Source organism: Bacillus sp. FSL R5-0443, from assembly GCF_038608285.1.
Classification (GTDB): Bacteria; Bacillota; Bacilli; order Bacillales; family Bacillaceae; genus Bacillus; species Bacillus velezensis.
Genome location: NZ_CP152013.1, coordinates 762,941 through 776,006 on the forward strand (window position 1 = coordinate 762,941; position 13,066 = coordinate 776,006).

7 protein-coding genes are annotated in these 13,066 nt (G+C 45.2%); all 7 read left to right on the top strand.

Annotated features, from left to right (window positions below; all coding sequences use genetic code 11):
• Nucleotides 1-105: 105 nt before the first annotated feature.
• The 7 genes from NYE28_RS03920 (at nt 106) to NYE28_RS03950 (ending at nt 13,028) form a co-directional block, all read left to right on the top strand.
• The gene (locus NYE28_RS03920) at nt 106-1,182 is read left to right on the top strand and encodes a response regulator (RefSeq protein ID WP_043020659.1); all 1,077 of its coding nucleotides are present in this window, start codon (nt 106-108) and stop codon (nt 1,180-1,182) included.
• Nucleotides 1,183-1,362: 180 nt separating this feature from the next.
• Complete coding sequence (locus NYE28_RS03925; RefSeq protein ID WP_342490308.1) at nt 1,363-7,278, top strand: SpaA isopeptide-forming pilin-related protein; 5,916 nt, start codon at nt 1,363-1,365, stop codon at nt 7,276-7,278.
• Nucleotides 7,279-7,385: 107 nt separating this feature from the next.
• Nucleotides 7,386-8,039 (top strand): class A sortase, encoded by a 654-nt coding sequence (locus tag NYE28_RS03930; RefSeq protein WP_251248704.1) that lies wholly within the window; start codon nt 7,386-7,388, stop codon nt 8,037-8,039.
• A gap of 241 nt (nt 8,040-8,280) precedes the next feature.
• Nucleotides 8,281-9,885, top strand: a complete 1,605-nt coding sequence (locus NYE28_RS03935) for a sensor histidine kinase (protein ID WP_039062765.1) — start codon at nt 8,281-8,283, stop codon at nt 9,883-9,885.
• Entirely contained in the window at nt 9,882-10,562 is a 681-nt protein-coding gene (locus NYE28_RS03940; RefSeq protein ID WP_160222907.1) for a response regulator, read from the top strand. Before NYE28_RS03935 ends, NYE28_RS03940 begins: the two co-directional genes overlap by 4 nt.
• A 12-nt stretch (nt 10,563-10,574) precedes the next feature.
• The gene (locus NYE28_RS03945; protein ID WP_160222908.1) at nt 10,575-11,537 is read left to right on the top strand and encodes a tripartite tricarboxylate transporter substrate-binding protein; all 963 of its coding nucleotides are present in this window, start codon (nt 10,575-10,577) and stop codon (nt 11,535-11,537) included.
• A 192-nt stretch (nt 11,538-11,729) separates the two neighbouring features.
• Nucleotides 11,730-13,028, top strand: coding sequence for a citrate:proton symporter (locus NYE28_RS03950; RefSeq protein ID WP_007408485.1), 1,299 nt, complete (start codon nt 11,730-11,732; stop codon nt 13,026-13,028).
• Nucleotides 13,029-13,066: the final 38 nt, after the last annotated feature.

Genomic DNA, 13,066 nt, shown 5'->3' on the forward strand with positions numbered 1-13,066 from the left:
GTAATACAACAAGAGAAAGAAAAAGAATCCAACTATATAGGGCATTGGACATGGTATAATTGAAATTATTTTCAGATATATCTATATTGACGGGTGGGATGCGGTTTGAAAGCGTTAATTGTGGATGATGAGGAACTGGCATTGCTTCATTTTAATCGTATGCTTGAGCGGACAAACGCCTTTCAATCTATTATAACGTTTCAAGATCCGGCGGAAGTTCTGGAGCATTCGGAGCTTTCATCAGCTGATGCGGTGTTTCTTGACATTGAAATGCCCGGGATAAACGGTATTGAGCTTGCTGAATCGATTCAGGAGGTCAATGAAAATATCCAAGTTATTTTTATCACCGCTTATAATGAATTCGCGATCAAAGCGTTTGAATTAAATGCTGTCGATTATCTTTTGAAACCGGTTGACAATGCCCGGCTGCTGACAACTGTTGAGCGGATCCGAATGAATAAAAAACTCAGGACGGCAGAAGAGAATACCGGGACGGATTATGTTATACAATGTTTTGGGAACCTGGACTTTTATCAATCGGTAAATGGTGTCAAAACATACATAACAGTCAAGTGGAGAACATCCAAAGCCCGTGAACTGTATGCATTTTTACTTCTTAATCAAGGGCGCACGGTCAGTAAAGACATGCTGATGGAGATGTTTTGGCCTGCTTATGATATATCAAAAGCAAGCACCCAGCTCTACTCGACAATATATCAGATACGGAAATTAATCGGTCAGCTGCCCTTCAGCCAATCAATAGAAAATACCGATATAGGATACATTCTCCGGCTTTCCGGGGTAAAGGTTGATACAGTTGAATGGGAAAAAACATTAAAAGAGGCTCCTCCGCTCAGCGCAGCTGCACTAACCCGGCACATGAACATTGTCATGTCATATGAGAACCATTATCTCATGGAGAATGGCTATCTGTGGGCGGAGCCGGAAAAAGCGCGTCTTGCCCATCTGTGGCTCAGCAAAGCGTACGAACTGATTGGTTTTCTCATCCAAAAGAAGAATGATCATCAAGCGATGGACATTTGCCTGCAGGTTGAGAAAATAGAGCCCGGTGACGATAAAATTATACAATACAAACTGCAGTTATTTAATAAACTGGGAAAGGTAGAAGAGGCGATAAAGGAATACGAACGCTATAAACAATTAAAAGATAAAATCAATTGACGATTGAATGACCGGACCGGCTGATGCCGGTTTTTTTTTATGCGCTATTTCTGAAATGATCCCATGTACAGAATTTGTATAGGCTGATTTCATACAATGTAGTTTGGTTCGGATAAGGAGAATCCCATGCTTACCGGCTTGTTCGAACGTAAGTCTATATAAAAGGGGAGGAATAAGACATTGGGAGTGAGGAACTTTTCGTTCAGCCCGAAAAAAAGCAAAAGGCTGAGGGCGGCATTAATTTCATGCTTCACGCTGTTTTTCATCTTCAGCCAAGTTGTCAGCTTTACTCCGATCGCAGCCGCTTCCGGATCACAACAAAGCGTGAGCGGGTTCTTTGATTCAGTTGCAGTCAAAGACGGCAGACAGCAGACTGTTGACGGGTCAAAAGCCAGTGAACCGGCTTTAGCACCGGGAGATAAAGTGACACTGACATACGAATGGTCACTAAAAAACAAGGAAGATGCAAGTGACCGGAATATCACCATAAAGATTCCGGAAAGTTTTACATTAGATAACGATGCCGAAGGTGAGCTGACATCAGCTGATCGGGTGATCGGTATATATAAAGCTGAAGCAGACAGCAGCACGCTGGAAGTGAAAGTGAACGATGCTGGAGCGGATGCCGGGGATGCCAAAGGCTCCATTACACTGTCGGCGAAGTTTACTCCCGACATAACAGATGAGACGAAAATGGCAAAAGCTCTTTTTCAACTGGATGCCGGCAAGACCCAGCAGGTGTTAATACCTGTGAAGAAAGACGGAACAACGGATTCCGAAACAGAAAAAAACACCTCTTCAACACCTGCTGAACCTCAGGAAAAGACAGAGAAAAAATCAGCATCTGCAGACGGCGGGGAGAAAGCAGAACAGACAACGAAACCAAAACCAAAACCTTCTGCTAAACGCAGTCAATCAAAAATGGCGGTTTCAAGCAAATCTGCCGCTAAAAGCCTTCAATCAGGCGGAAGCCAGATTACGCAAAATATTTTAACTGATGTGAAATTGACGGATGAAAAAGGAAAACCATATGACAAAAACAACCCTGCGAATACGAACTCTCCGGCAAATATCACCATTCAATGGGCGATTCCGAATGAGCTGGGGAAAACAATAAACGACGGGGATCGATATGAATTTGATCTGCCTAAAGAATTTATCATGCATAATGACATTACGAACCAGCCATTGACCGACGGCGATAGTACGTACGGAACTTTTTCCATTAATACGAGCGGCCATGTCATCATGACGTTTAATGGCGAGGTAAAAGAAGATTCTAACGTCAAGGGGTCATTGTATGTAAACACCCAATTCAATCAGAAAGAAATAAAAGGATCAACCACACAAAAGATTAAGTTTCCGGTTCACTCTGATACGCCGGACGTAACGGTTTATTTTAAACCGAATGTCAATAAAACCATTGAGAAATCAGGGTCATTGGATAAAGGTATTAATCCCGGAAAGGTAACGTGGACGGTTGATCTTAATAAAAAGGAAGAAGAAGTTAAAAATGCGAAATTGACTGAAAGCCTTCCGGACGAATTGATTTTCCGCTCTGTGAAAGTGTATGAACTTGATGTGAATATTGACGGCTCGGTGAGTCAGGGAAATGAGATAACTTCAGGTTATACCGTTGGCGAAAACGGTAATGTCACCTTCGCCGGGACGATCGATACAGCCTACCGGCTCATATATGACACGGAAATTAAAGATGAGGCAAAGCCGGGTAAAGGCGGAAACATCACGCTGACAAACAAGGCGGCATTCAGCGGAGACAATGCGGAGCCGATTTCTGCGGAAGCTTCCGTAACAGCGGGTTACGGAAAAATGATAGAAAAATCTTCGACAGGTTATAAAGGAGAATCCCAAACGTTCAGCTGGGCTGTTATGTACAACTACGGTGAGAAAAAGATTGATCAATCCAAAGCCGGCATCAAGGATACGTTCGGATCAGACGATCTGCATCTTGTTCCCGGTTCATTGAAAGTCCTTCCGATTACATTCAGCCAGAACGGCAGCGAACAAGAGGGCGCCCCATTAAAAGAGGGTGGGGATTATACGCTGACTGATAACGGGAACGGCTTTGAAATAAAATTCAAGCAAACTGTCACAGGAGCATATAAGATCATTTATCAATCTCAAGTCAACGATGGGGTCATTATTGACAGTCCTGTCAAATACACCAATACAGCAATGACAGATACAGGGGAATCAAAGGAAACTCCGGGAACCGCCATTCAGCAGAATCTGATTAAAAATTATTCAAATGCAGACTATGAGAAGAAGACGGTTGATTGGACAATCACAGTTAATAAAAACGGTTACACAATGAAAGACTGGACGCTGGATGATCAATTCACCAGCGGAGGACTGGCGCTCATTGACGATTCATTTCACATGCAAGACACGACTGATAACAAAACGCTGAAAGAAGGAACAGACTATACATTAACAAAAAAACCCGGAAATCAAGGCTTTACAATAGCATTGATCGGGGATTATGCAGAAACAAACAGTCAGTTTAAGATCACGTATAAGACAAAATTCAACGCTGACTTTTCAAACGAACCCATTAAGAATACGGCTGAGTCGACATGGACGGATAAAAACGGCGGCAAACGCACAAATAAGGAATCGAGCGGCTTCACACCGAACAATCAGACGTCCCATAATGGATTCAAAAACGGCTCATACAACGCCGTTTCAAAAGAAATCACATGGAAAGTCGGCATTAATTACAATGGCGAACCTTCAAAGAATCCTTATATAAAAGATACGATCACAGATGGTCAGCAATTTTTGCATGGGTCGGTTGCTGTTAAAACGTATACCATCAGCAAAAACGGCTCCATCACTGAAGGAGAGGCGCTGGATTCTTCAAAATATGAAATAGAGGAGCCGTCAGACGGCAACAAAAATACGTTAACCGTACATCTCAAAACAGATGACGCTTTACCATACCTGATTGAATTTAAAACGTCATTAAAAGGCCAGGTCATTAAACAGAGTCAATACACAAACAAAGCAGAGTACTTTAATAATGACCATGCAGACCGAACGCTGACGGGTTCAGTTTCCATCGCAAACGGAGGAAATCTGATTTCTAAAGGCGGCAAACAGAACGGAAACGATATCGATTGGAACATCAATGTCAATACCAGCCAATCGACACTGGATGACGTAAAAGTCAAAGACACACCGGATGAGAATCAAATAATAGATGAAGATTCTTTTAAAGTATATCAAGCAAAATATAATGAGAACGGCGTTATGAAAGACAGCAGCGGAAACCTTATTCCGGGTGATGTGAAGCTTGAAAAAGATAAGGACTATAAACTAGATATAAAAACTGACAATGCCACCGGCGAACAATCATTTCTCCTTACCTTTACAGGCAGCTATAAACAAATCGACCGCGCGTATGTCATACAATATCGTTCTCTCATTAATATTTCCGGCAGCAGCGGTCAGGTCAGCAACAAAGTGTCGATATCAGGGACAAATGTTGAGGAGCAGACCCAAGAGAACAACAGCTCAGTGTTTGTCGCCATTTCAAGCGGCGGCGGCTCAGGATCAGGAGAGAAGGGAAGCCTGACGATATCTAAAACAGGATCAGACGGAACATCTCTTTCAGGAGCCGGCTTTCAATTATGGTCTAAAGACGGCAAGCAGCTGCTGCGTACGGGCACAACAGACGATGCCGGTAAACTTACGTTTGGGAATATCCGTTACGGAACCTATGTACTGAAAGAAATAAAAGCTCCGGACGGCTACACCATCAGCGATGCTTATGTAAACGGGGTCTCCGTTACGATTGACGGCAAATCCTCCGCTGCAGGAGCACTCTATAAAGTCATAAATCAAAAAAATAAGGTGACGCTTATCAAAAAAGACGAAAACAACAAGCCTTTGGCCGGTGCTGTATTTAAGCTTGAGAAAAAATCAAGCGACGGCACCTATACTCTGATAAAAAATAATATTGAAAGCGATAAAAATGGGAAAGTTGAGATCAAGGGTTTGCCCGCCGGATACTATCGGCTGATGGAGACGAAAGCCCCATCAGGGTTTATCGTAAACACAAAAGCCATTCACTTCTCAATCGCAAAGAACGAAAAGAATCAAGTACCTGATGTTGAATTGGGATCAATGGTGAATTATAAAGGAAAAGCCGCTTTAACGAAGAAAGATGCAGACGGCGGGAATCTTGAAGGCGCAGTTTTCGAAATCGTCGACCGTGATGGTAAAACGGTTCAGAAAGATCTGGTTTCAGATAAGGACGGAAAAATAGAAACATCCGGCCTTGCACCCGGTCATTACGCCTTCATCGAAACGAAAGCGCCCAACGGATATGTGTTAAATACGGAGAAAGTGGAGTTTACCATCTCAGAATCGGCGGAAGGAAAGCCGGAGTCAACTGACGCAGGAACGGCCGTCAACTATAAAGGCTCTGTCCGGCTGACGAAGGAAGATGCGGAAGGCAAGAAGCTTGAAGGTGCAGTCTTCAAAATCGTCGACAGTGATGGAAAAACGGTTAAAGAAGATCTGGTTTCAGATAAGGACGGAAAAGTAGAAACATCCGGCCTTGCACCCGGTCATTACGCCTTCATCGAAACGAAAGCGCCCAACGGTTATGTGTTAAATACGGAGAAAGTGGAGTTTACCATCTCAGAATCGGCGGAAGGAAAGCCGGAGTCAACTGACGCAGGAACGGTCGTCAACTATAAAGGCTCTGTCCGGCTGACGAAGGAAGATGCGGAAGGCAAGGAGCTTGAAGGTGCAGTCTTCAAAATCGTCGACAGTGATGGAAAAACGGTTAAAGAAGATCTGGTTTCAGATAAGGACGGAAAAGTAGAAACATCCGGTCTTGCACCGGGTCATTACGCCTTCATCGAAACGAAAGCGCCCGACGGCTATGTGTTAAATACGGAGAAAAAAGAGTTTACCATCTCAGAAACAGCGGAAGGAAAGCCGAAGCCGTCTGACGCAGGAACGGCCGTCAACTATAAAGGCTCTGTCCAGCTGATCAAGAAGGATCAAGACGGAAACGTTTTAGACGGTGCAGTATTTAAAATCATTGACAGTGATGGAAAAACCGTAAGAGACGATCTGATGACAAAAGAAGGCGGCAAAATTGACGCCGGCGGTTTGGCGCCCGGAAACTATCAATTTGTTGAAACAAAAGCGCCGGATGGTTATCTGCTGTCAACAACCCCTGTGCCGTTTACGATTAAGGCTGAGAACAGCGGAAAACCGAATCAGGCTGCCCTGACTGCAGTTAACATCAAGAACAGCGTTGTTCTCACAAAATTGGATCAAGGTGACAAACGGAAAGTCCTGCAAGGTGCGAAGTTTAATCTGACAGATGCAAACGGCAAAGTACTGACAGAGGGTCTGACGACAGATGAGCACGGACAAATTATTGTACGGGGACTGAAAGCGGGCGAATATCAATTTATCGAAACAAAAGCGCCTGAACTTTACAGTTTGGATCAAACGCCAATATCATTCAAGATCACAAATACCGACATAAAACCAGTCGAAATCAGTGCGGAGAATACACTGACGCCTGGTGATGTCACACTGACAAAAGTGGACCATGACGATAAAAATAAGGTGCTGGAAGGTGCTGAATTCAAGATCACGGATTCTGCCGGACATCCGGTAAACACCGGCGGCAGCAAAGAACGGCCGGCGGTATGGAAGACGGATCAAAAGGGCCGGTTTACGGTGAAAGGATTAGCGCCCGGGCAGTATCGATTTATCGAAACAAAAGCGCCTGACGGCTATCAGCTGAACGAAAAACCAATTGAATTCACAATTGAAAAAGGACAGTTAAAAGCCGTTGAGGTCGTCGTTTCTAATAAGAAATTAAAAAATCCCGCACCTGGGAAAGACACACCGAATCATCAAACGAATCAAGGCGGGCATCATCCTGATACCAATGGTAAAACCAATCACTCGGATACAGGCAAAAACCTGCCGAAAACCGGTGATACGGACGGTATGATGCCGGTCACGGCCGGTATTCTGCTGCTATTAGCCGGCGGAGCCGCGGCTGTTGTATCAAGAAAGAAGAAAGCAAGGAATAGATAGACGTTATCGCACCTGATCATGTAAGAATCGATCAGGTGCTTTTTTAAAAAGAGAATCATTTCTCACCAAATATTCACCGCATGACGTACAAGAAAGGAATTTTCTTCATGGTTAAAAAAATGATCATTGCCGTTCTTATTTTGTCCGGGCTGCTTCTCATCTCCTCTCCTCTCATGAAAGGCTGTTTGATCGCGTACCTCAGTAAAAGCCAAATTGAATCGGAATTAACCGCAGAACAAGCGCGGAAAAATAACATGAAAAAAGCGGACTATGATTTTGAATCCATTCATCCGCCCGGTTTCAGGGAAACAGTTCAGTCAAGTTTTAATCGCAAACCAAAACCGATAATCGGACGGATAACCATCAGCAGCATCGATTTAGACCTTCCGATTTTAAAAGGCACAACCAATGAAAACCTGCTGATCGGCGCGGCAACTATGCGTCCGGATCAGGAAATGGGCGAGGGAAACTACCCGTTGGCAGGCCACCATCTGAAGCAGGAGAACCTATTGTTCGGCCCTCTTTTACACATAAAAAAAGGCGCGCAAATCGTGATGACCGACTTTAGAAAAGACTATATTTATTCTGTAACATCAAAAACCATGATTTCAGAAATAGAAGCAAACGCAATTCAGGAGACAAAAGATAAAGAGATTACATTAATCACATGCGACAAAGCGGTAAGAACCGAAGGACGCCTGGCCGTCAAAGGGAAATTGATTGATATTTCCGGTCATTCAAATGTATCTCGGCCATCATAGAGAAACACTTTTTCAACTGAATATACGTCCGCTGTTAAACATCCCGAGACTGGCTTCTGTCAGTCTTTTTTTGCGCAGCGATTATAAAAAGTTCATCCTTCTTATCTCTCTTGAGGAAAATTATACCAGATTGCACTTTTCGAAAGAAATGACAAGAGAAAAAGATCACGAAAATTCTCAAAAATGAGAAACAAAGATTTAAAAAGTGGTATGATTTTAGGAGGAAAGGACGGCTGGTGCTGTGTTGGAAGCAAAGCGGTTTTATGTCTCTCTGCAAATGAAAATCGCCGGATTAATTGCGGCTTTATTAATACTTGTCATCGGAACGCTCACAGTTATATTTGCCTTTCAGCAATTAAAGGAAGGGCAGAAGCAGGCTGAACAGCTGGCGGTGCAAACGGCGAAAACCATTTCATACATGCCACCTGTAAAAGAGGCGTTCCGGCTTGCGGATCAAGAAGCTTTTACAAAGTTAGACGTCATTGAACAAATGAAAGAACAGGCAGGCGCGCACGCCGTCTACATCACTGATCAAAAAGGGCATGTTGCATTTCATTCGGCCCGAAGCAGCATTCCGAAAGAAAATCAAAATCTGCAAAATAAAACCGTCATGTTCGGCGGGTCACCGGTTTCCGACGGAATGAAGGCTGTCCGGGGAAGCGCCCCGGTTATTTTGGAGGAAAAAAATCATAACGAAGTCGTCGGAACGGTGACAGTCGAGTTTTTACAAGATGAGATAGAAAAAGATATGAAAGCGCATCTGCGGCATTTAGGCTATTTTGCATGTTTGGTGTTTCTTATCGGCATCGGGGGAGCGGCGGCGCTCGCAAAAAGCATCCGTAAAGATACACTCGGCCTTGAACCGCATGAAATTGCAGCGCTGTACAGGGAGCGCAATGCGATGCTCCTTGCGATTAAAGAAGGGATTATCGCCGTAAACAAAGAAGGCGCGGTAACCATGATGAATTTATCTGCGGCTGATATGCTGAATCTTCCGGAACCGATGATCGGAAGGCATATAAAAGAAATCATGCCGGGCGCAAATCTCATGCCGGTGTTGGCAGGGGGAGAATTACCGCCGAACGTGGAGGTGCGTGCCGGAGATAAAGTATTTATCTTAAACGTGAAAGAAATGAAGCAGACCGGACAAGTATACGGAGCGGTGATCAGCTTCCGCGAAAAAACGGAGCTCAAGAAACTCATTAACAAGCTGACTGAAATGAAAAAATACTCAGAGGATCTTCGGGCGCAAACGCATGAATTCTCGAATAAGCTTTACGCGATCCTCGGTCTGTTAGAGCTGGGAGAATATAATGAAGCCATTGAACTGATAAAAGAAGAGTACGCCATCCAGAATGAACAGCACGAAATCCTCTTTCAAAACATTCATTCACAGCGGGTTCAGGCCATACTATTAGGAAAAATGGGAAAGGCGTCTGAGAAGAAAGTGAAGCTTTCAATAGATGAAAACAGCTTTTTAGAATCGCTGCCGGAGCATGTGGGTTCATCCCAGCTCATTACGATCATCGGGAATCTTATTGATAACGCTTTCGAAGCCGTCGCCGAAAAAGAGAAAAAAGAGGTCGCCTTTTTTATGACCGATATCGGCAGGGATATCGTCATCGAAGTGGCGGACTCAGGAGACGGCGTGCCTCAGGAAAAAACAGAAACGATATTTGAAAAGGGCTACTCTTCAAAGGGGACGAGGAGAGGATACGGCTTAGCCAATCTGAAAGAAGCCGTCAGTGAATTGCAGGGATCGATAGAGATTTCGCAGCAAAAGAGCGGCGGTGCCGTATTTACGGTGTTTATACCGAAAGAAACGCCAAAGGGGGAATCGGTGTGATTAACATCGCGATTGCAGAGGACGACTTTCGAATAGCGCAAATTCACGAAAAATTTATCGAACATCTTGATGGATTCAATGTCATCGGTAAAGCAATCAATGCCAAAGACACCATATCGCTGCTTGAGAAACGGCAGCCTGATCTGCTGCTTTTGGATATTTATATGCCTGATGAGCTGGGGACAGATCTGCTTCCCCTTATCCGCGGCCGTTTTCCTTCTGTTGATATCATCATTATTACGGCTTCTGCCGAAACAAGACTGCTGCAGGAAGCGCTCAGATCAGGCGTTTCCCACTATGTCATAAAGCCTGTGTCGGCACATAAATTTACAGAAGTGCTTTTGCAGTACCGGGAAAAAAGAGAATGGCTGCGCTCACAGCCGGAGCTGAGCCAGTCCGTTATCGACATGTTTTTCGGAAGCGGTCAGAAAGAACAAAAACAGCTCAATGATCTGCCGACCGGGATTAATTCGATTACACTTCAAAAAATCAAAAACGCGCTCAGGGCAGCCCAAAAAGGGTTGACGGCTGAAGAACTGGGCGAAAAAATGGGCGCCTCCAGAACAACGGCGCGGCGCTACGCCGAGTTTCTCGTTTCTCAGGAAGAAGCGCTCGCTGAATTAGAGTACGGCATTATCGGCAGGCCGGAACGGAAATATTATTTAGCACATGAATAAGGGATGGGAGAAATGAAGCGGTTGGGAGTGCTTCTTGTCATGCTGGCGGCGCTGGTTTCTTTTGACGGACGGCAGATGGCGGGCATCCGTTCAGCCGAAGGGCCGGTTGAAATTGTCGTCCCGGCAGCGCCTCAAGGGGGCTGGGACGTAACGGCAAAAGCTTTGCAATCGGTAATAGAGCGGAAGCAAATATTAGGCCGGCCCGTAAAGATCGTCTATAAACCCGGCGGAGGCGGAGACAGCGGCTGGAAATATGTAAACGAACGAAAAACGGATGTCATCAGTATGAATTCAAGCCTGCTGTTAAGCAATGAAATTTTGGGACAAAGCCGGCTGAAGGCAGCTGATTTTACGCCTTTGGCCATTATCGCAAAAGAGTGGCAGACCGTCGCTCTTCCGAAGGATTCAAAGATAAAAAGCGGAAAGCAGCTGCTCGGCGATATTAAAGCACATCCGGGGAGCATAAAAATCGGATTTGCGCCCGGCCTCGGAAATGATGACCAGCTCTCCTTTGCGAGAGCGGCGGAAATGGCCGAAATTTCTCCGTTTGATATCCGCTTTTTTCAATACGGGAGCAGCAATGAAGTCATTGAAGCTCTTATCAGCCACGAGATAGACGCCGCCTCAATGACCATTTCAGAAGCGAGAGACGCCTATCGGAAAGGGAAAATCACATTGGCGGCCGTTACGTCGGACAAAAGGCTCTCCGGCTTCAGCGATGTGCCGACATGGAAAGAGCAGGGGGTGCCGTTTGTCTTTGCGCACTGGAGAGGCATCATGGGGCCGAAAGACATGACCGAAGGCGAGATCGCCTATTGGGATCAGGCTTTGAAACAGATTACCTCATCCGCGGAGTGGAAGCAAATGTTGAAAAAACGGGATTGGGAGAGCTTTTATAAAAACAGCAGCGGCGCAAAACGCTTTTTAGAAGAGCAGACCGAGTTTTATAAAGAGATGATGAGCAGCGAAAAATAAGCCTTCCGCATATTTGCGGGAGGCTTTTTATTTATAAATGAACAAAATGAACGAAAAGGTTATAAAAAATTAAAAATCTTTAAAATCCAAAATATTTACTTCAATATCCAATTCTCATAAGATAGCAAAAAGGCGGATAAAGGGGATCGGGCCTTTAAAATGTAAGCGTATTCATGATAAGGGGGACATACTGTGTTAGCAATCTTAGGCTTTCTTATGATGCTTGTTTTTATGGTACTGATTATGACAAAACGGCTTTCAGTGTTAACGGCGCTCGTATTAACGCCGATCGTGTTTGCGCTGTTTGCCGGGTTTTCTTTTAACCGGGTCGGCGAGATGATGATTTCCGGGATTGAACAGGTGGCGCCGATTGCAGTCATGATTATGTTTGCGATTCTTTATTTCGGCATTATGATTGATACCGGTTTATTTGATCCGATGGTGTCGCGCATTTTAAAGCTGGTTAAAGGCGACCCGCTCAAAATTGTAGTCGGAACAGCCGTTTTAACCATGCTTGTCGCACTGGACGGAGACGGCTCGACGACGTATATGATTACGACAAGCGCAATGCTGCCTTTGTATATCATGCTCGGAATCCGTCCGATTATTTTAGCGGGAATCGCCGGTGTCGGCATGGGTATCATGAACACGATACCATGGGGCGGCGCGACGCCGCGTGCGGCGAGTGCGCTCGGCGTTGACCCGGCAGAGCTGACGGGGCCGATGCTGCCTGTCATTGCCAGCGGAATGGTGTGTATGATTGTGGTCGCTTATGTACTCGGAAGGATGGAAAGGAAACGGCTCGGGGTGATCGAATTAAAGCAGCCGTCCCATACAAATGAAACGGCTGCGGCTGCGGAAGATGAATGGAGGCGGCCGAAACTGTGGTGGTTCAATTTACTGTTAACGCTTTCTTTAGTGGGATTTTTAGTGTCAGGAAAAGTGAATTTAACCGTGCTGTTCATCATTGCGTTTTGTATCGCGCTGATTGTCAACTATCCGAAGCTTAACGATCAAAGGGAGCGTATTTCAGCCCATTCGAGCAATGTGCTTGCGATCGGTTCGATGATTTTTGCCGCAGGCGTGTTTACCGGAATTTTAACGGGGACGAAGATGGTTGATGAGATGGCCATTTCCCTCGTATCGCTTATTCCGGAACAGATGGGGGGATTTATTCCGGCGATTGTTGCCTTAACGAGCGGTATTTTTACATTTCTGATGCCCAATGACGCCTATTTTTACGGCGTGCTGCCCATTTTATCCGAGACCGCCGTGGCGTACGGTGTAGATAAGGTGGAAATCGCCCGCGCTTCGATCATCGGCCAGCCGATTCATATGTTAAGCCCGCTCGTGCCGTCGACGCATTTATTAGTCGGGCTTGCCGGGGTCACCATTGATGAACACCAGAAATTTGCCATGAAATGGGCGGTTCTTGCCGTTATCGTCATGACGGCCTTTGCGCTCATCATCGGCGCGATCACGATTTTTTAACATAAAACACCCGGTTCGTCGCACACTAAAGGCATCAG

Coding starts and splice junctions, on each gene's coding strand:
- NYE28_RS03945 (WP_160222908.1), top strand. CDS start 10,575: ATGAAGCGGTTGGGAGTGCTTCTTGTCATGCTGGCGGCGCTGGTTTCT.
- NYE28_RS03930 (WP_251248704.1), top strand. CDS start 7,386: ATGGTTAAAAAAATGATCATTGCCGTTCTTATTTTGTCCGGGCTGCTT.